The following is a 21275-nucleotide window of genomic DNA, read 5'->3' as shown; positions in this document are numbered from 1 at the left end:
TTTTATAGAAAACTTAAAATAATTTACATTATATTGTTTTAAAATCTTGCTAAGTTTAAAATAAGAGTAATATATATTAGATGTTTTGAAGATTGGATTCTTTAACTAGGAGTGACGCCATTGTTGAAATACTATATTTCTACAGTTATATTCTTTATTGCTTTTTTATGTGTAAGTGGATTAACATTAGCTACTAATCTAGAGTCAGAAGCATCTGTTGTAGCTGTAGGTGATAACTTGATCCACCCTGAAGTCTATAATGATGCGAAAACAGGTAAAAATAGTTTTGATTTCAAACCTATGTATGAGCCTGTTAAAAAAGATATTCAAAATGCCGATATTGCATATGTTAACCAAGAATCTCCACTTGGTGGCGATGATAGACCTTATCATGGATTTAAGCGTTTTAATACACCAAGTAGTGTGGCTCAGGACTTAGTAGATACAGGCTTTAACTTTGTAAATGGCTCTAATAATCACGCAATGGATCAAGGTGAATCTGGTATAAACAACAGTATACATACATGGGATAAATTTAAAGACAAAGTTTTATTTACAGGTGTTTTTAACTCTCAAGAAGCTCGAGATGAGATTCCAACAAAAACAGTTAATGGTATAAAAGTATCAATGTTAAGTTATACATTTGGCACTAATGGTATTAAACCTTCCCATCCATACACAATTAATACATTTGATGAAACACAAATTAAAAAGGATGTTAAAGAGGCTAAAAAGCAAAGTGATGCAGTGATTGTATCAGCTCACTGGGGCAACGAAGGTCATCATATGGAAAATAAAACTCAAGAAAGATACGCAAAAGTCTTTGCAGATGCAGGAGTTGATGTAGTGTTAGGAATGCATCCTCACGTTATCGAGCCGGTGAAATGGGTGAAAGGGAAAGATGGCAATAAAACACTTGTTGCATATTCACTTGGTAACTTTTTAAACGGCCAAGCTACAGGTAATGAAAGCAATGATTTATTAGGGCGTCTTAATTTTAAATTAGTTAAAAATCCAAAAGGCGTTAAAGTGGAAAACGTGAAGTGGAGAAGTATGGTTAATCATTACGAATTAGCCAATGTATATGATAAGAATTCTAAAAAAGATTTTAAAATATATCCTTTACATGACTATACTGACAAATTAGCAGAGAAACATGGTTTACATTATGTTAATGGAGCAAATATGACAAAAGAAAGATTGCAAGACATTACTAAAGAAGTTATTGATAAAGAATTCTTAGATGATGAAAGTTTATAGAAGATATAGAAGTGCGCTTAAACGTCAAAACGTTTAAGCGCCGTTTTTATATAGTAACTTAAATTATTTAATGAATTCTATTGTAAAAGGCACGACATAGTCTTCACCTTTGAGTACAAATATGATTGCGACGATTGAATAAATGATCATTGCTATACCAAGGATGAACAATAAGACGACGCCTATAAGTACAAAGACTAAAACGGATGCAATAATTGTATAAATAAGATAACTAATTAAGTAATTAAGATAATTTTTACCTTGTTGATCGATAAAAGCAGAATCATCTCTTTTTAATACCCAAATAATGAGTGGCCCTAAGAAAGTTGTGAAAAATGATAATAACCAAATGACCATAGCAATCGTAGTTTCATTATCAGAAACATCTTTAAATGCATGAGGATTTTTAGATTGATTCACCAATTTCATATATCATTTAGCCCCTTTTTGTATGATTTACTTTAAATATATACATTTTAATTATTAAAGTAAATGACTAAATAATAGTAACTAAGGGTTATATTGTTCAAAGTAATTTTAATTATGTAACTGTTTCACGCGAAACGGTTACTTTATTGATAATGAAATCTGCAAGACACTACGAATATTGAATCATCCTTAATTTTGTATATTAATCGGTGTTCTATTGAAACTCTTCTACTGAAATAGCCTTCGTAGTTTCCTTTTAATGCTTCTGGTTTTCCAATACCATCGACACAACCATCTCTTGCAATACTTTTAAGTAAAGCATTCACTTTTTTAAAATAATTTTGATTGTGTTGTTGCCAATATTGATAATCTTTAAATGCTTGAGCTGTAAAAGTTACACTAAACTTACTCATTATCATCAATCTCTATTGTAATTGTTTGGTTATGATTCAATTCCATAATTGATTGATTTAAGTGAGACACATTAGCGAGATTGGATTGAAGGTACATCGTTTCCAACATCGCATTATAATCCTTTTCAGCTAAAATCACTGCATTTTCATTTTCCTTTGTCGTAATAGTGTAAGCCACACTATCCTCGTTCACTTTAGTAATAAGTTCTTTGAAATTCTGTCTAGCGTTTGAATAATTAACTGAAGGCATATTAACAGCTCCTTTAAACATTGTACAATTTATTGTACAATGCGTCCGCTCTGTTGTCATCAATATTTTTTGTCTATAAATCATATTGATGTTTAAAAATGATAAATTCGGACATACATCATATGTAACCATTTACAAAAGCACTTAATAGAACTAATCATTAATTTTTGGAGGAATGTTTCGCATGACTAAAGAAATTAAACAAAATGTTGGCACAGTTGAAGTTCCTGATACAGTTGAATCTGCAGTTGCTTTAGAGTATTCATTTGTAGAAGCATTAGTGAAATTAGACGTAAATGTAACTGGTATTGCAGATGATAACAATGTAGACAATTTAGACAGTGAAACTCGTAAAAATGTAGGTAGTTATCAATCAGTTGGCCATCGTCAAACACCTAGTGTTGATGACATTAAAAATGCTGAGCCACAAGTGATTTTCGCAGATGAGGATAGACATAAATCTATCTTTGAAGATTTAAATTCAATTGCACCTACAGTATTAGTTAAAAGTTTTGATGCAGACTATAAACAAAACAAAGAATCATTCGATTATATTGCGAAAGTTGTTTCTAAACAAGATGAAGGTAAAACAATTTTAGATAATCATGAAAAAGAAATTAAAGATTTAAGTTCTAAAGTACGTATAGATAAAGATGTTGCTACAATCGCTGGCGTTGTTACTGATCAAGATTTAATCATTCATGCTTCTAAATCTTATGTTGGTCAATTATTAGAAGATGTAGGTTTTAAAGCTGGTATTTCTAAAGAAAATGAAAATGATTTACCTGGATATATGGGTGCTGATTATCATAAATTACCTATTAGCAAAGTTGCTGAAGTTAATCCAGAACGCTTAATTGTTATGGTAGATGAAGATAACCAAAAAGATTTCAATAACTTTAAAGAGTCAGATGTATGGAATCAATTAGATGCTGTTAAAAACAATCGTGTTCATGAAGTTAATCGTGAAACATGGGCTAAACATCGTGGTTTAGTAGCAGCAGAACAAATTTTAGAAGACATTACACAATTTACTGAGTAATAAAACGTTTAATTGCTCAAAACAATAAAGCTTAAAGAAAATGCCCTCTTATCAATACATTGATAGGAGGGCATTGTTATGTCTCATTCAATTACAATGAGTATGAAATTTATTTATTTTGAGAAGCAAATGCTTTGGCAATTTCACTTAATTTTACTGGTGCATCTTCCACTGCCATTTTTACTTCTACATAGTGCATACGATCGCTATTTGAATTAATTTTTTCAAATGCACGCTTTAATTCCTCTGACGTGTTAACATCGTGTACTTCGACATTGTCTCCGCCAAATACTGCAGGTAAAGCTTTATAATCCCACATGCGTATATCATTATATGGTTCTTTCATACCATGAATCATTCTCTCAACAGTGTAGCCATCATTATTGATAACAAAGATAACAGGTTTCAAGTTTTGACGTATCATTGTAGATAATGATTGTACCGTTAATTGTAATGAACCATCGCCAATGAGTAAGACATTTCTACGTTGAGGGTCAGCAATTTGAGTACCTAATGTGGCTGGTAACGTATAACCAATTGAACCCCAAAGTGGTTGACCTATAAATGTATTATCTTTATGCATTGCTAAGTCATATGCACCGAAGAAAGATGTCCCTTGCTCTGCGATTAAGATATCGTCTAATTGTAAGAAATCTTGAATCATGTTGAAATATGTTTCTTGAGTTAATGGCTGATCACTTAGTTCATAATTATTCTTTTGTGGTCTTTCATATTGAGGGTAGTCGTTTTTATTTTCAAAATGAAGATCCTTCAAACCATGTACTAAGCTAGGTAATGTAACGTCATTCGCAACTGTATCATTCATCTTGAAGTTCTTATGATTAATCATCACGACATCATCAATGTCGAATTCGTAAGAGAAGCCAGCTGTTGCTGAGTCAGTTAATTTCGCACCGATATTTAAAATCGCGTCACTGTTATTCACATAATCTTTAATCTTATCTTCAGCAATTTCACCATCAAATACTCCAATATAATGAGGGTTTTCTTCATTAAAGGCACCTTTACCTAGTGATAATTGAGCGACTGGAATATTTGTTTGATTAACAATCTCTTCTAACTCTTTATGCAAGTTGAAACTATTAATTTCATGTCCTGCAATAATAAGTGGTTGGTTCGCTGATTTCAATTTATCTTCAATCATATCAATATATTTTTTAACATCTTGATGAGGCACGTCTTCAGGTTGGAATGTTTCTGAAACTTCGATTTCAGCTAATGCAACATCAATTGGTAAGTGTAAGTGAACTGGTCGACGCTCTTGAATTGCTGCATTGATCAATCTAGGAATTTCAGTTGTTGCATTTTCAGGAGTAATGTAACCTTGAGCAGTTGTAATAGGTTCGAACATCTTTCTGTAATCATCAAATGTACCTTCACCAAGTGAATGGTGTACAAACTTTCCAGCTTCTTCTACTGCACGAGTTGGTGCGCCTGTGATAGCTATTACTGGTACACGTTCGGCATAAGAACCTGCAATGCCATTTACTGCACTAAGTTCACCAACACCAAATGTAGTGACCATAGCACCTAAACCATTGATACGTGCATAACCATCTGTGGCATAACTCGCGTTTAATTCATTCGTATTGCCAATCCATTCTATATGTTCATGTGAAATAATATCGTCTAAAAAGGCTAGGTTAAAATCCCCGGGAACACCAAAGACTTTATCTACTCCGGCTGCATAAACTGCGTCCATTAAATATTGTCCTACGCGTTGTTTCATATTCAACTCCACCTTTGTATTGTATTTATATTACATCTAAAATATTATCTGTTATAATAATTAAAGTCAATAAACTTGACCTTTATTGAAAAGTTAAAAAAATCTGAAATTGATGACGAATAGCATTATTTTTATTATAATGACGATATTGAAGAGAAGGGAAAGTACACAAATGTCGATGAATAAAAATGATTATGAACACATGTTATTTTATTTCGCGTACAAAACTTTTATTACAACGGCAGATGAAATTATTGAAGAATATGGTATGAGTCGTCAACATCATCGCTTTTTATTTTTCATCAATAAATTACCAGGCATTACTATTAAAGAATTATTGTTAACTCTAGAAATATCTAAACAAGGCTCTCATGGAACGTTACGTAAATTGAAAGAAGAAGGTTTGATTTATGAAGAAACGTCTGAAGTGGATCGTCGTGTAAAAAAATTATATTCTACACAAAAAGGCGATGCGTTAATTCATAAGTTGAATAAAGCACAAGATGATTTATTTCATCAGACCAAGCAAAATGTTGGTAATGACTGGTATGCCATAATGGAAGAATTAGCGAATTATCGTGAAGGATTTAAAACAGTAGAACATTTAAAGGAAACTGATAAAAGCTGAGACTGTATGAATGACGGTCTCAGCTTTCTTTGTTTTCAAAATATATATAATGATGATTATTGGCTATTCTTTTTAATTAGACTTACAACTAATGCAATAAAACCTACTGGGATTAATAAAATAAGTAATGCAATTAACCCTAAAGCACCTAATACCATTGCGATTCCTCCTCATTTGGTTTAGTTACTTAATTCTAGGTTAATTAGGTAATAAGTGTTATTCAATGATTTGTAGGTTAACTTTCAATAATGTAAGAAATAAAAAAGGTAAGTATGTTTTAAATGTTTACTACAACTAAATAAAAAAGTATTGCTTTTAACAGAAAATGGTATATTATTGTTTTATATTAATTCATTTTTAAGGGGAAATGGTATGAAAATATTAGGACATACTCGTGCATTTTCATTTAGAAAAGTGACTTTGGGAGCAGTCACTGCTTTAATTGGATTAGGCACTATAGGCGCAATGGGTAATCAAGCTCAAGCTAGTACGCACTCGAGTTATTCACAATCTCATCGAACAACGACTAATGGTAAAAGTACATCAACGCAATCGAGGGTTAAAACAACTACAGTTAAACCGATAGTAACATCTACAAAGGTAGTTAAGCCAGTTCATCAGACAAGCAAAGTTCAAACTACTAAGAAAGTCGTACCTACTAAACAATCGACTAAGAGTATAAAACCTGTAGTTACGAAAGCACCAACTAAACAAGCTACGAGTAGTAAAACTTCAGTTACTGTATCCAAAGCACCCACAACTTCTACGGGTAAAACGACAACTACTAAGTCAGTTACTACTCGACCAAAATCTACATCAGCAGTAAAATCTACATCTACTAAGCCGACAGCTAAAACTTCAAGAACATCATCAACATCTAAAAAATCAACTACTACGACTAAAGCAACAAAGTCTACTACAACTACGAAACGTACGTCGTCATCAACATCGGGAAGTAAGAGTGGAACGACAACATCTCGCACAACAACTCCAAGTAAGTCGACCGCTACTCATACAAGCACATCTACTCGCACAAGTTCGACTAAAAAGTCTACAACATCTACAACAAAGCCATCAACAACAAAATCAACTTCAACGTCGACAAAGCCTATATCATCAACTAAGAAATCAACTACGACAACGACTAAACCTACAACTTCAACAGCGAAGTCTACAACTTCAGCAACAAAATCAACTACGATACCGACAAAGCCATCAACATCAACTAAGCAGCCTACAACAACACCGGCAACTACCGTGCCTACCACTAATCAAACAGATAATAATCAAGAAATGATTGGTACTGCACCAGAAGGACATATAAAAGATAAGTATCAATCGATGACACAACTTGAGAGTGAAACGGTGGAAGGTGTAGATTGGAAAAAAGATACAAGAGATAATGGTACGAAAGTACTTATTGTTGCACCTCATGGAGGAAACATTGAACAAGGAACGACAGAAGCAACGAAAGCTTTGGCGAAAAAAGGAAATTATGATTATTTCTCTTTTGAAGCTATAAGACCTAAAAATAATACTGAATTACACGTTACTTCAACGCATTATGATGATCCTACTCTTAACCAAATGATTCAAAATCGCACAGCTACAATTTCTATTCATGGTGCAGCTGGTACAGATCAAATTATTTATTTAGGAGGACCACCTTCCACTTTAAGAGATGAAATGGAAACACAATTAAAAAGTAGTGGTTTTACAGTGATGGCTCCACTTGATTATATCGGAGGAGTAAAGAAAAATAACTTTATAAACAGAGAAGAAAACAATACAGGCGTTCAACTTGAGCTAACAACTGCACTCAGAAAAGCTTTCTTCAATAATGGTGATACAAGTACTAAGAATCGTTCTAATGAAAGTAATTGGACGCCGCTGATGCAGACATTTGTTGATGCGTTATATACGAGTATCAACAATATTTATCCAAATCATTAATTTTGTAGAAGTAAATTAATTCAAAAACTATATAACAATATTGTCATAATAGGGCTAAAGGATGATTTCGATAGCCCTATTATTTTTTATATTTATAACTAATAGAAATTGTTCAAATTTAATAAATTGATTTGAAATACTTCTTTTATAAATGGTAAGAAGGGAAATGTTTGATTTTGAAAAAGAGAATATCAATAAGTACCTCAAGTAAAATGAAATTATCAATACTTATTTGCTTAGTCATTTTAATTATAGGAATCACTAGCGCCTGTGCTATAACACATGAACATAAGAATTCTGCAACGCATCACTCAAAGTTGCATCATGTACCACTGATTGTAGGTCAAGGAGAAGATAAGGGACAGGCATCCACTGTCAATCTTGAGCCTTCAGAATCAGCACAAGAAGATGTACATCATAAAGACCGTTTTAAATCTATGACTGATTTATTTAAGCATACAAAACGGAATGTGGATTGGAAGAAAGAAGTTAAAAAAGTAGGAAGTCATGTATTAATTATTGCGCCTCACGGAGGAAACATTGAAGCGGGTACCACAGAGTTAACTAAATTAATAGCTAACGATAATCACTATGATTATTTTTCATTTACCGTTTTAAGAAAAAAACATGCTGAAGATTTGCATGTCACTTCAAGTCATTATAATGATCCTACATTATTAAATATGGTTAAATCTAAAGATTATGCAGTTTCCATACATGGTGCTAAAGGGGATAAACCTGTCATTTATCTTGGAGGATTAGATACACCTTTAAAAGAAGCAATTAAAAAACAATTAGTTAAACATCATTTTGTTGTTAAAATCGCACCAACTTATTTAGGTGGAGACTTAAAAGAAAATTTCATTAATGAAGATATCAAAGGGAAAGGTGTGCAACTTGAATTAACGACAGCTTTAAGAAAATCTTTATTTGTGAATGAAAAACTATCTGCGAAATCTAGAAATAATAGAAGTAATTGGTCACCGGCGATGTATCGTTTTTCAGATGCCATTGATAAAGCCGTACAACAAGTTGATGAATCAGGAAAAGATAGATAAAGTGTGGCTATATGAAAGAATATTAAATGCAAAAATTAAAATAGTAGAAAATAAAAAATCTCAGAATCGCAAATGCTTTTCTGAGATTTTTCGCTAATATATTTTAGAAAGTTTTAGCTAGTTCTTTTGCTTCTTCAACGCCGGCTAATTTGATTTCTTCAGCCTTTTCAGGTTCAGCGTTATGACCTTCAATAATAACAGTTTCGTATGAAGGTACACCTAGGAATGTCATAATGTTTCTTAAATATCGGTCTCCAGATTCAATTTCTGCAGTCGGTCCTTCGCTATAGTATCCGCCTCTAGATCGAATGTGAAGTACCTTTTTATCAGTGAGTAAACCTTGAGGTCCTTCTGAAGTGTATTTAAATGTTTTACCTGCTACTGTAATTGCATCGATATAAGCTTTTAAAACAGGTGGGAATGATAAGTTCCACATTGGGCTAACAAATACGTATTTATCAGCTTCTAAAAATTCATCAAGAATGGCTCCTAAACGAGTAACTTTTTTACTTTCTTCAGAAGTAAGTTCTTCGCCTTTTGCAGCTTTTCCCCAACCAATTAATACATCTTTATCAATATGAGGAATATCTTCAGTAAATAAGTCGATGTGTTTAACTTCATCTCCTGAGTGATTATCTTGATAAGCGTCGATGAAAGCTTTGCCAGCTGCCATAGAATTTGAAACGAGTTCATCGAGTGGATGAGCTGTAATGTATAATAATTTTGCCATTTTTTAGTTCTCCTTAAAAATGTTGTATAGTTGATATAATAATTATACTTAGTCAGGGAGATTTCACAATATGTTAAATTAAAAATCATCCTAATGGACTATAAAATAATTTTATATGTGCCTATTTCTACAAGTACACAATTTATTTTCATGAAATTAATATTATCTGAATTTGAAGTTTTTAAAATTAACTTTAAAAAGTGTATAATAGTATTAAAGATTTGAACAGCTTACATGTTCATATTAAGCATCCTAGAAAGGAGTGTAACAGATGAAAAAATTAGCAGTTATTTTAGCATTAGCTGGCGCAGCTTATTATGGTTTTAAAAAATACCAAAACCATGTTAACCAAGCACCAAATATCGAATACTAAAATTTACTTATCAAAGTAAGTGATTATATTGAAGATAAAAGACAAAATCCATTTGGATTTTGTCTTTTTTTGTAAATTTCGGGTATATATATTGATATAGGAAATGAATATCAACTTATTGAAGTAGGGGGCTTTCATTTTCAAAAGCATCAAGAATCCACAATAGTTAAGAGGGGTGGAAAGATGTCTAAAATTTTATTAACTGGGGCCTCGGGATATATCGGTGGTCACCTTAAAGATAAATTAAAAGATCAACATGAAATCATCGCGATTTCTAGAAATACGAGTAACAAACAGAATGAGGAGAATGTTACTTGGAAATCTGCAGATTTATTTGATTTAGATGAAATTACTGAAGTAATGGAAGGGATCGATACAGCCATTTATCTCGTCCATTCAATGATGCCATCAGCAAAGTTAACACAAGCTAACTTTGAAGATATGGATGCACTGCTTGCAGATAACTTCGCACGTGCAGCGAAAAAGCAGGGTGTTAAACATATTGTCTTTATGAGTGGTTTGATTCCAGATGACAATCATTTATCAGCTCATTTAAGAAGTCGTCTTGAATGTGAAAAGATTCTTGGTGATTATGGTATTCCGGTTAGTACATTACGCGCTGGATTAATTATTGGTGCGAAGGGAAGTTCTTATCCGATACTTAAGCGTTTAGTTGAACGTTTACCAGCTATGGTATTACCTAGTTGGGCATATAACATGATAGCACCAGTAGCGATAGAAGATGTCATAGATGGGTTAGCAGCACTTGTTGAACGCTCTCCATCTGAAAATGAATCTATCGATATTAGTGGGCCTGAGACAATGAATTATAAAGAGTTGATTCAGCGAACAGCTAAAGTATTAGACAAACCATTACCTATGCTTGACTTGCCCATTATACCGATAATTGTAAGTCGTTATTGGGTTCAATTGATTTCAAGTGTACCGAAAGAAATGGTTTATCCGTTAATGAATAGTTTAATTCATGATATGGTACCGCATGATAAACGCATCGTACCTAAATTGTCATTAGGAAATATTACATTTGAAGATAGTGTGAAACGTGCTTTAGACGAAGAGAAAGAAGAGAAAAAGAAGAAGGCGAAACAAAGTTCTAGTCACTCTAAATCTAAGAAAGAAGAAATTAAAGATGTGCGCGCCATCACACGATTTGAAATTCCTGATGGATATAGTATTAAAGATGTGACAACGGAATATGCTCGTTTCATAAATAATATTACATTGCACTTAGTGAAAGGTACGATTAATGAACATGAATTCAATATGAATGTACCATTTATTAATAAATTTATTTTGAAAATGAAAAAAGATGAACATGACTCAAGTGAAGAAATGGCAGTTTATCGCATTGTCGGTGGCGATTTAGCACATGCGGATAATGGAGGAAATGCACGTTTCGAATTTCGCAGATTGAGAAATACAAATGAAGGGATTATTGCCCTTCAAGAATATGAACCAACATTACCATGGGTCGTTTATAAATTAACACAAGCGAAAGCCCATAAAACGGTAATGAACATATTTAAGAATAGAATGGCAAAATTATCAAAACAAAAGAAAGGATTAGGTGAGCAAGATATGACAAGAAATATTATTATTGGTGTTTCAGTAGCAGTTGCATTAGTGGCAGGAGGAGCAGGAGCGTTTGCTTTAATTAAGCGCAATCAAATGAAAAAAGAAAGTATGTCAAACGCAGAATTATAAATAGTTGGTAATGACAACTTATTGTACTTCTATCCAGATGAAAATGATCTAAATAGCGTAATGAAAAAATATAAAGCAAACTTAGATTAATAAGCATATCAACCAGTTAGGACACTAAGATGTTCTAACTGGTTTTTCATTAAAAAAGACGACCTGGCATATACCAAGTCGTCTTTATCATTAAATATCTGAATTATTGTTGATTTTGATTAGATGTTACATCATTTTTGAAAAAGTCGAAGATGTTTTGAGCACTCTTAGTGTTTTCCATGTTGCCTTTAAACTTGCTAGATCCTGGACCGTAAGCGTAAGTATTCACATCTTCACCAGTATGACCGTTTGTAGTCCATCCAGTGTGGGACGCATCATTAATTGGTTCTTGGATGGCATTTTGTAATTTTGTAGTAGCTTCTGCTACTTTAGGATCTTTATCATCTTTACCTTCTTTTTGAAGTTTGCGTAAATCTTTGGCAGCTTGTTTCACTTTATCCATTTGTTTGCTAGGGAAGTCAATGCCGTAACCTTCGTTGATGACTTTTTCAGGGTCTTTTCCTGCAGCAATTTCTTTAGTCATATACATACCAGAATGTTTCATTTTATGAATAGCTTCTGGATTCCATTTGTAATCTTTACCTTTAGCAATCGTCATACCACCAGTTGAATGGTCAGCTGTTGCCACAACTAAAGTATCTTTATGTGTTTTCGCATAGTCGATAGAGTTTTGGAATGCTTTTTCAAAGCCTCCCATTTCTGACATTACACCAGTAACATCATTTGGATGTGCAGCTTTATCTATAGAAGCACCTTCAACCATTAAGAAGAAGCCTTTATTGTTCTTATCTAATTTACTTAATGCACTTTGTTCCATATCTACGAGTAAAGGATTTTTAGATGGTGCATCAATTTGAAGAGGCATATCTTTCTCAGAGAAAGTTCCTAATACTTTGTCACTTTGAGAATTAAGAAGTTGTGTTTTATTACTTACTAAATCATAACCCTCTTTTTTGAATTTTTTATCAAGGTTGCCATTTTCTTTACCGAAGTATTTAGAACCGCCACCTAGGAGAACGTCTACTTTATGTTGACCGTTAATTTTATCATTATAAAATTGTTGAGCAATTTCATCTTTTTTATCACGAGAGTCAACATGTGATGCGTAAACAGCAGGAGTTGCATCAGTAAGTTCAGCCGTTGTAACTAAACCAGTTGATTTACCTTGCTCTTTAGCTTGTTCTAAAACAGATTTTAATGCCTTTTTATTATTATCAACGCTGATTGCGCCATTGTATGTTTTATGACCAGTCGCGAAAGCAGTTCCGCCCGCAGCTGAATCTGTTACGTTTTCTTTTGGATCATTAGGATATGTACGATTTGTACCTTTAAGGTATTTATCAAATGCAGTTGCATTCATTTTTTTAGCGCCAGGTTGATTTTTATAATAACGATATGCTGTATTGAAAGATGGGCCCATGCCATCGCCAACCATGAAAATAACATTTTTAGGATTCTTAGTATTACCAAATGCTACTGCATCATCTTGTCCTTGCTGTCCTTGAGCATTTTCACCTGGACCCGCACCACTTCCTGAAGCATGTGATACATTTGAAGCACCTATTACAGATGCAGCTACAATAGAACTTGCTATCGTTGTTTTACCAAATTTATTAATGAAACTCATAATTAATGTGCCCCCTAAATAAGTTATGTATTGCATTTTTAAGTATAGGGTATGAACTTTGATTAAAAGTAATTTTTAAGTAAATGAATTGTAAATGTATATAAATTTGAAAAGAATTTAAATTCTAATTGCTTAAAATTAAATTGAGTTATTATACTAAAAGATACAGAGATTACCTTTTTTCATTCAATATTTTAGGACAAAAAATTGTATGAATCGTGTTTATTTAAAAATGTATTTTTTAGATACAAACATGTAAAATAGTGATAAATAGAAATTTTATTATAAAACGATGAGGACGAAACAACCTCAAAGAAGGTGAAATAATGATACTTGTTATGTTATCTCCAATATTGATTATTGGATTTATAGCTTTAGGTATTTTTGAAGAAAGAAGAAGAAGTAAAAAAGCTCAAGATCAAAAAGACCAAATTGAAAAAGATAAAAATAAAGTTTATGATTCAGAAGAGAACAAATAGTTAAAGTATGTCGTTGAAAGGTGAACAGTTATGAAGATTCTCATAGTCGAAGATGATTTAGTTATTGCTGAGAGCTTGGCTAATGAACTTTCAAAATGGAATTATGAAGTGAATGTTGTTGAAAACTTTGATCAAATTATGGAAGATTTTCGTGAAACAGAACCACAACTAGTATTGTTAGATATCAATTTACCTACACTCAATGGATTTCATTGGTGCCAAGAAATGCGCAAAGAATCTAATGTTCCTATCATGTTTATTAGTTCAAGAACCGATAATATGGATCAAATTATGGCTATTCAAATGGGTGGCGATGACTTTATTGAGAAACCGTTCAATTTATCGCTAACAGTAGCGAAGATACAAGCGTTACTTCGCCGTACATACGATTTATCCGTATCAAATGATGAATTAGATGTGAAAGGTTGCAAGTTGATTCTTGATGAGGCGAAACTCGTAAAGGATGATGACGCTGTTCAATTGTCATTAACAGAACTTCAAATTTTGAAAATGTTATTCCAAAATGAAGGAAAATACGTGAGTCGTACAGCATTAATTGAAAAGTGTTGGGAATCTGAAAACTTTATTGATGACAATACCTTAGCAGTTAATATGACTAGATTACGCAAGAAGTTATTATCTATAGGCGTTGATGATTTTATTGAAACTAAGAAAAATGTCGGATATAGGGTTTAATGATTATGTTACTATCTTTTATAAAATCGATTCGAAATGAGATTACAATTATATTTTGTATATTTTTATTATTTGCATTAATATTTTACTTATTTTCATTACCATTTAGTGCCTTCGGTCTTGCGTTAGGAATCGTATTACTCATCATTGTTATTCATTGGTGGGTAAAGTACCTTGGATTTAAGAGAAATGAGGATCTTAAAGAGAAGGTAGATAATTTGGAAAATGAATTAACTGAAGTAAAAAATCGCCAAGTAGAATATCGTAATGATGTGGAAAGTTACTTTTTAACATGGGTACACCAAATTAAGACACCTATCACAGCGTCACAACTATTACTCGAACGTAATGAAGAAAATGTTGTCAATCGCGTAAGACAAGAAATTGTTCAAATTGATAACTATACAAGCTTAGCATTGAGTTATTTAAAATTACTCAACGAAGAATCTGATATGACAATTTCATCAGTGACAGTGAATGAACTAATACGTCCGTTAATCATGAAATATCGAATTCAATTTATCGAACAACATACTAAAATACACTATGAAAAGTGTGAAGCAACTGTTTTAACGGATGCACAATGGGCGTCTATTATGATAGAACAAATTTTAAATAATGCTTTGAAGTACGCGCGTGGAAAAGACATTTGGATTGAATTTGATTCTGCTAAACAAACATTAATCATTAAAGACAATGGTGTAGGTATTAGTAAAGCAGATATTCCTAAAATATTTGATAAAGGCTATTCTGGTTACAACGGCAGACTTAATGAAGAATCAAGCGGCATAGGATTGTTCATTGTTAAGCATATTTCTAATCATTTGAATCATGAGGTCGATGTAGATTCAGGACTTGGTGAAGGTACGACATTTAAAATACATTTTCCCAACGAAGATTAGCTAACTTTCAAAATTGTAAGTTTGCCAACAATATTTGTAAGAAATTATGAATGTTGTTGGCACTTTTTTATTTTATGATATTAAGTGAAATGAGAAAGGGGCATTCGTGATGTTATTAGAAGTGAAAAATGTAAAAAAAGTATATGGAAGAGGACTTAACTCAACTACCGCATTAAATAATATGAATTTAGAAATTGATGACGGCGAGTTTGTAGCTATCATGGGTGAATCTGGCTCGGGAAAATCTACGCTACTCAATCTCATTGCGACATTCGATAAGGTAACAGAAGGTTTTATTTCGCTTAATGGAACCGCAATCAACAAACTGCGAAATAAAGAAGTTGCCCGTTTTCATAGAGAAACTTTAGGATTTGTCTTTCAAGATTTTAATGTCTTAAACACTATGACCAATAAAGACAACATTCTAATGCCACTTGTCCTTTCTAATGAACGTCCTAAAACAATGAATGAACGACTTGAAACAATAAGCACTCAATTAGGTATTAATGATTTGTTGGACAAATATCCATACGAAATCTCAGGCGGGCAAAAACAGCGAATTGCTATAGCACGCGCACTCATCGCTCAGCCTAAATTATTACTAGCCGATGAACCTACTGGAGCACTAGACTCCAAAACTTCTAAAAACCTTATGAAATTATTTCGAGAAATTAACCAAAATAATCAAACTATCTTAATGGTGACACATTCTAATATCGATGCGTCATATGCCGAAAGAGTTATTTTTATTAAAGATGGGAAACTTTATCATGAAATCTATCGTGGTGAAGAATCTCGAGATGAATATCAGAAACGGATTGCAGATAGCTTAGCTATCCTAAATGGAAGAGGTGATTAGTGTGACATTCAAGATGATATGGAAAATGATAAAACGTGGGTATGTCACACAACGTCATATTATTATTCCGTTTATTATTGCTGTGAGTATCATGTTTGGTATTGAGTATATATTAATATCGATAACTCAAAATACGTATACTCAGCGACACAGCGTCACGCTTCCGCTATTTGCTGTTTTAGGTAATGTACTCATGTCTATGTTGACGTTAATATTTGTTGTATATGCTAATAACTTTGTAATTAAAAGAAGGCAACGAGAGTTTGCTGTATACATGATTTTAGGGATGGAGAAAAAACATATAAAAGTTTCTTTGGTTATTGAATCTTTGATCAATTTCGTAATTATTAGTTGTATAAGTTTAATTGGGGGATACTTGTTCGGTTCTTTATTTTTTATGCTTATAAGTAAAATATGGATAGGGAAGAGTGCAAGTTTAGTTGATTACCCGTTTGATATTAGAGCAATGTGGATAACTTTAATCATGCTAGTGGTAGTTTTAATCGTGCTTAATATTATAAATATTATAAAGGTAACCTTTCAAAGTCCACTTAAATTAGTTAACCAAAATAGTAAAAAAACTGGAAAAACGTCTAAAATTTTTACTTACATTTCATTGTTATTAGGAATTCTTCTAACTGGGTTTGGGTATAGTATTGCCTTACAGAACAATACTATGATTGGTTCATTAGCAAGTATATTTGTAGCTATGCTTAGTGTTTTTATAGGAACATACTTCCTCTTTATATCTTTAAGCGTATTAATATTAGATTGGTTAAAAAGAATACCTAACTTTTATTACAAGACTAATAATTTTTTCACTGTATCTAATTTGAGAAGTAGATTAAAATCTAACGCAGTAAGCTTAGCTACTATATCATTATTAGCTACATTCCTCATAGTTACTTTAGGTATGACAATTCACACTTATAGAGGTTTCAATGAACGAATAGATCAAATATGGCCAAATGAATATTTTATCAGCGTGAGTGGAGACGTTCATAAAGATAAAAAAGTAAAAAAAATAATGGATTCATTAGAAAATGATATTCAAAGGCACGTTAAAACCGATACCTTTAAAATGTATAGTCTAAAAAGCAATAAGGCTGAATTTGTAAATAATAAAAATAACACTATATTAAGGCCGAACTCAAAAAAGTTTGATGGTCGATTATTCTATTTATCTAAAGAAGTACCTCACTATATTACGACATATTTTATGACACTTAATGATTATAATAAATATCACCCTAACTTAAGTCTTAAAAGTAATGAGATAGCAATTAATACAGATAATTCCGTTTTAAATAAGACAGATAAAATAAAAATCAATGGAACTGAATATAGGTTGAAGCATATTAAGAAAATGAATATAAATACGCTATCAAATTTTATGGACGGTGCTTATTTAGTAACGAAAAATAATAAAATTAAAGAAAAGTTATATAATTACCTAAATAATTTTTCTAAAGATGATGACTACTATCCACGATCTTTTTTAGAATTCAATGTTATGGGGGATAAAAAACTCAGTGCTTCTCAAATAAATAAAATAAATAAAAATAGCAATAATGGAGCGTTTGTAGAGGATAGACCCAGATTTGAAAAGGAGTGGACTGGCGTTAATGGCGGATTGATATTTGTCGGGACTGTGGTATCCTTCGTATTATTCATCGCTATCTTCCTAATGATGTATTACAAACAAATTTCTGAAGGTTATGATGATAGACGTGAATATGAAGTAATGAGAAAAATTGGACTTGAACAAGACTTAATTAAGAAAATTATCAATAAACAAATTATATGGATATTTTCAATACCTGTTATTGTAGCAATTATCCATACCTTAGTTGCTTCCAAAATTATTTTTAATCTTCTTGGATTTATAACACCTAAAAATAGTGGAGTATTTGCTACAAGCTTTATAGGAGTTACTTTAGCATTTATCGCTATATATTCTCTTATGTACTGGGTAACTTCACGTATTTACTATATGATCATTAATAATAAACATTAATATTTCAAAGGCTAAGACATGCTTATCGTGTCTTAGTCTTTTTTATACACTATAAAACTTGTATTTCTAGTGCTAATATTGTTTTAAATTTAATTGAAATGACCTTTATATTTTCATGAAATTAATAACTTCAAATAAAATGTTAAATTCTTTTTTTAATTTTTAAGAATAAATCTAAATTTTTAGGGTATTAAACAAATATCTTGCAAAGGAGGAATTATAAACATGATAAAACGTACTGTTGAAAAAGTTCTATCTTGGATAGGAAATATACTCCATCTTTTATACTTAGGTTTTATTGCTTTAATGGTTTCAATGATGGGTAATAAAGATTTTAAACATGAAATGATTCATAATACTCAAGATTCAAATCAAGGTGTATCATCTGACCAACTTAATCAGTCATATGGAATGTTATCAAGTATGGGTACATGGTACATCATTGGTTTTATAGTATTATTAATTCTTGCAATTATTGCTACATTATTAATCAGTAAAAAATCTAAAATTGCAGGTATCATCTTATTAATCGTAGGTGTTATTGCGTTACTTACTTCAAGTTTCTTAGCAGGTATTTTATGGATAATTGCAGGTATCATGCTATTAGCACGTAAACCTAAAAATGATCCAAATCATCAATACAATGATAATCACAATGCCTATGCAAATAATGAGCACCATAGAAATAACAACCACAATGAATATGACAGAAACAATAATTACAATAACAATCATAATGAATATGATAGAAATCATAGTCACGACGACAATCATCATAATCATGATCACCATAATGCTCATGATAATACACATTCTCATGACAATTATCAAAATAATGAGCACTATGAAAATGGTAACAGACAAGTTAATGAGAAGAATAACTCATTTATTTTATCTGGTGATGACAAAAAGCAAGAACAACAAGAAATTAAAGATCAATATTCACACAATAGTGACAGAGAGTCTCGTGATTTAAACAATCATTCAAAAGATAATCATCATGATTTTAATTCTAATGACACTAAACGTGATGATTTTATTAAAGAAGAAGAGCGTCATCGTAAAAACGAAAAAGAAGACAATCCATTTAAATATTAAATTAATAACTGTATAAGTTTATTAAGTACAAAGACCGATCCACCAAAATGAGTGGGTCGGTTTTTTCAATATCTATAAATATATGATGAACGAGTTTCTTCCTATTATATAATATAAAACTTTGAACAGATTTATTATCGAAAATGAAATTTACATACAACTATTGAAAATGTTAATGAATTAGTCTAGAATTTTTCGATGCACACAATTCAATGTACATTTAAAAACGAAGTTTAAATGATTATATTTAAGTCTATATATTTTTGCATGCTAATGTTCAAAATGATTGAGGGAGGAATTATTGAGGATGAATTGGATATCGATACTCTTATTCATTCTGGTAGTAGGTGGTATTTCATTATACGCTTATCTACAATCGAAAAAAGTTAAAACAGATAGTTCAGATGGTTACTTTATGGGAGGTAACAGTCTGACAGGATTCACAGTTGCTTCGACGATTATTATGACTAATTTATCTACGGAGCAAATCGTGGGACAGAATGGACAAAGTTATTCACAAGGTATGGAAGTTATGGCATGGGAGGTTACTGCAGCTGTAGCGGTTGTACTATTAGCTTGGGTCTTCTTACCTAAATATTTACAATATGGTGTTACGACTATATCTGAATTCTTAGAATTAAGATATGATACTTTTACTAAGCGATTTGTATCTATCTTATTTATTTTCACATACGTCGTTTCATTCTTACCCGTTGTACTTTACTCTGGTTCACTCGTGTTCAACAAAATGTTTAACATTGATAAATATTTAGGAGTAAGCAGTACAACTGCCGTTATCATTATTTCCTTGGTCATAGGCGTTGTAGGAATCATCTATTTATTTGTCGGTGGTTTATCTCTTAGCGCATTCAGTGACTCTATTTATGGTATGGCGCTTATTATCGGTGGACTTGCGATTACAATTCTAGGTCTCGGACATCTAGGTGACGGTAATTTTATCCATGGTTTCGATAAAATGGTTCAAAAAACGCCAGAGAAATTGAATGGCTTCGGTAAAATCGATTCTGATATTGTGCCATGGCCTACGTTATTCTTCGGTATGTTCTTCAACAATTTATTCTTCTGGTGCGCAAACCAAATGATTGTTCAAAAAGCGCTTGCTGCTAAGAACTTAAAGGAATCACAAAAAGGTGCTATATACTTAAGTTTATTCAAGGTGTTCGGGCCTTTATTTACAGTGCTTCCAGGAGTAGTTGCATACAACTACTTTAATGGCAGTATTAAAACTCCAGACAATGCGTATCCAGCGCTTGTAAGTTCAGTACTACCTGATTGGGCTTTCGGTTTATTTGGTGCCGTGATTTTCGGAGCAATCTTAAGCTCATTTGTAGGTTCATTAAACAGTACAACGACATTACTTACGCTTGATTTTTATAAACCCATCTTTGGAAAGAATAAATCTGATAAACATATTGCACGTGTAGGTCACATTGCGACAATCGTTATTGGCGCAATTGTAGTAGGGCTTGCGCCAGTCATTTCATTATTCCCAAGTGGTTTATACGCTGTTGTACAACAATTCAATGGTGTTTATAGTATGCCAGTACTCGTACTTGTGTTTGTCGCATTCTATTCTAAGAAGACATCTAAGTTAGGTGCTAAAGTTGCACTTGCTACACACATTATAATATATGCGATTGTGAGTCTCGTATTTACAGAAATTAACTATCTATATACATTCAGCGTATTATTCTTTGTAGATTTAATTATTGTATTAATTTTCAATAAGATTAAACCTTATAGTGAATATGACTTAAAATCACGTCAAGCACAGGTCGATATGACACCATGGAAATATCGCTATGTTGCTGGAATAATTATCTTGGCATTAGTGGTAATAAGTTATATCATCTTTTCACCACTCGTACTTGCGAAATAAATGTTACAATTGGAACTTGATAAATGAATGAATAG

The 21275-nt window shown here is 32.1% G+C and carries 20 protein-coding genes; 14 read left to right on the top strand and 6 right to left on the bottom strand.

All coding sequences use genetic code 11. The features are described from left to right. Window positions 1–111: 111 nt before the first annotated feature. Complete coding sequence (locus CM54_RS08680) at window positions 112–1260, top strand: CapA family protein (RefSeq protein WP_172969460.1); 1149 nt, start codon at window positions 112–114, stop codon at window positions 1258–1260. 63 nt (window positions 1261–1323) lie between these two features. Here the strand turns inward: CM54_RS08680 and CM54_RS08675 are convergent, their stop codons facing one another. From CM54_RS08675 to CM54_RS08665, 3 genes are all read right to left on the bottom strand, one after another. Continuing rightward, complete coding sequence (locus CM54_RS08675) at window positions 1324–1689, bottom strand: DUF4870 domain-containing protein (RefSeq protein WP_002436243.1); 366 nt, start codon at window positions 1687–1689, stop codon at window positions 1324–1326. Between the two features lie 143 nt (window positions 1690–1832). Continuing rightward, complete coding sequence (locus tag CM54_RS08670; protein WP_002436254.1) at window positions 1833–2102, bottom strand: Txe/YoeB family addiction module toxin; 270 nt, start codon at window positions 2100–2102, stop codon at window positions 1833–1835. Next, complete coding sequence (locus CM54_RS08665; RefSeq protein ID WP_002436168.1) at window positions 2095–2352, bottom strand: type II toxin-antitoxin system Phd/YefM family antitoxin; 258 nt, start codon at window positions 2350–2352, stop codon at window positions 2095–2097. Before CM54_RS08665 ends, CM54_RS08670 begins: the two co-directional genes overlap by 8 nt. Before the next feature lie 184 nt (window positions 2353–2536). Here CM54_RS08665 and CM54_RS08660 point away from each other — a divergent pair, with 184 nt between their 5' ends. Continuing rightward, window positions 2537–3394 (top strand): ABC transporter substrate-binding protein, encoded by an 858-nt coding sequence (locus CM54_RS08660; RefSeq protein ID WP_002454139.1) that lies wholly within the window; start codon window positions 2537–2539, stop codon window positions 3392–3394. Between the two features lie 109 nt (window positions 3395–3503). Here CM54_RS08660 and CM54_RS08655 read toward each other — a convergent pair whose 3' ends face one another. Continuing rightward, on the bottom strand, window positions 3504–5144 hold the full coding sequence (locus tag CM54_RS08655) for an alpha-keto acid decarboxylase family protein (RefSeq protein WP_030059216.1): 1641 nt from the start codon (window positions 5142–5144) through the stop codon (window positions 3504–3506). A 172-nt stretch (window positions 5145–5316) separates the two neighbouring features. Here CM54_RS08655 and CM54_RS08650 point away from each other — a divergent pair, with 172 nt between their 5' ends. The 3 genes from CM54_RS08650 to CM54_RS08640 all read left to right on the top strand — a co-directional run bounded on the left by CM54_RS08650 (window position 5317) and on the right by CM54_RS08640 (window position 8783). Next, entirely contained in the window at window positions 5317–5772 is a 456-nt protein-coding gene (locus CM54_RS08650) for a MarR family winged helix-turn-helix transcriptional regulator (RefSeq protein ID WP_002436214.1), read from the top strand. Window positions 5773–6144: 372 nt separating this feature from the next. Beyond that, window positions 6145–7725 (top strand): poly-gamma-glutamate hydrolase family protein, encoded by a 1581-nt coding sequence (locus tag CM54_RS12775; RefSeq protein WP_030059214.1) that lies wholly within the window; start codon window positions 6145–6147, stop codon window positions 7723–7725. 212 nt (window positions 7726–7937) lie between these two features. Continuing rightward, on the top strand, window positions 7938–8783 hold the full coding sequence (locus CM54_RS08640; protein ID WP_049427929.1) for a poly-gamma-glutamate hydrolase family protein: 846 nt from the start codon (window positions 7938–7940) through the stop codon (window positions 8781–8783). A 103-nt stretch (window positions 8784–8886) separates the two neighbouring features. Here CM54_RS08640 and CM54_RS08635 read toward each other — a convergent pair whose 3' ends face one another. Continuing rightward, the gene (locus tag CM54_RS08635) at window positions 8887–9513 is read right to left on the bottom strand and encodes an FMN-dependent NADH-azoreductase (RefSeq protein ID WP_037550654.1); all 627 of its coding nucleotides are present in this window, start codon (window positions 9511–9513) and stop codon (window positions 8887–8889) included. 271 nt (window positions 9514–9784) lie between these two features. Between CM54_RS08635 and CM54_RS12375 the strand changes: the two genes are divergently transcribed. Together CM54_RS12375 and CM54_RS08630 are read left to right on the top strand one after the other, a co-directional pair. After that, on the top strand, window positions 9785–9886 hold the full coding sequence (locus tag CM54_RS12375) for an SE2200 family small protein (protein ID WP_016898541.1): 102 nt from the start codon (window positions 9785–9787) through the stop codon (window positions 9884–9886). Window positions 9887–10069: 183 nt separating this feature from the next. Beyond that, window positions 10070–11611, top strand: coding sequence for an NAD(P)H-binding protein (locus tag CM54_RS08630; protein WP_023351027.1), 1542 nt, complete (start codon window positions 10070–10072; stop codon window positions 11609–11611). Window positions 11612–11804: 193 nt separating this feature from the next. On the opposite strand, the gene CM54_RS08625 is transcribed toward CM54_RS08630, so the two are convergent. Beyond that, complete coding sequence (locus tag CM54_RS08625) at window positions 11805–13289, bottom strand: alkaline phosphatase (protein WP_037550653.1); 1485 nt, start codon at window positions 13287–13289, stop codon at window positions 11805–11807. Window positions 13290–13615: 326 nt separating this feature from the next. Between CM54_RS08625 and CM54_RS12770 the strand changes: the two genes are divergently transcribed. The 7 genes from CM54_RS12770 to CM54_RS08595 all read left to right on the top strand — a co-directional run bounded on the left by CM54_RS12770 (window position 13616) and on the right by CM54_RS08595 (window position 21240). Further along, window positions 13616–13768 carry a hypothetical protein gene (locus tag CM54_RS12770; protein WP_002436229.1) on the top strand — a complete coding sequence of 51 codons (153 nt, stop codon included), beginning with the start codon at window positions 13616–13618 and terminating at the stop codon, window positions 13766–13768. Between the two features lie 30 nt (window positions 13769–13798). Next, window positions 13799–14464 (top strand): response regulator transcription factor, encoded by a 666-nt coding sequence (locus CM54_RS08620; protein WP_002436233.1) that lies wholly within the window; start codon window positions 13799–13801, stop codon window positions 14462–14464. A gap of 5 nt (window positions 14465–14469) precedes the next feature. Next, window positions 14470–15366, top strand: a complete 897-nt coding sequence (locus CM54_RS08615) for a sensor histidine kinase (RefSeq protein ID WP_037550651.1) — start codon at window positions 14470–14472, stop codon at window positions 15364–15366. 109 nt (window positions 15367–15475) lie between these two features. Continuing rightward, window positions 15476–16225, top strand: a complete 750-nt coding sequence (locus CM54_RS08610; RefSeq protein WP_030059205.1) for an ABC transporter ATP-binding protein — start codon at window positions 15476–15478, stop codon at window positions 16223–16225. 1 nt (window position 16226) lies between these two features. Continuing rightward, on the top strand, window positions 16227–18242 hold the full coding sequence (locus tag CM54_RS08605; RefSeq protein WP_037550649.1) for an FtsX-like permease family protein: 2016 nt from the start codon (window positions 16227–16229) through the stop codon (window positions 18240–18242). 225 nt (window positions 18243–18467) lie between these two features. Beyond that, window positions 18468–19340, top strand: a complete 873-nt coding sequence (locus CM54_RS08600; protein WP_037550647.1) for a DUF4064 domain-containing protein — start codon at window positions 18468–18470, stop codon at window positions 19338–19340. A 307-nt stretch (window positions 19341–19647) separates the two neighbouring features. Then, on the top strand, window positions 19648–21240 hold the full coding sequence (locus tag CM54_RS08595) for a solute:sodium symporter family transporter (RefSeq protein WP_037550645.1): 1593 nt from the start codon (window positions 19648–19650) through the stop codon (window positions 21238–21240). Window positions 21241–21275: the final 35 nt, after the last annotated feature.

Source organism: Staphylococcus sp. TE8, from assembly GCF_000692055.1.
Taxonomy (GTDB): Bacteria; Bacillota; Bacilli; order Staphylococcales; family Staphylococcaceae; genus Staphylococcus; species Staphylococcus capitis.
Note: the sequence above shows the minus strand (reverse complement) of the source record. Positions and strands in the feature narration are given on the sequence as shown.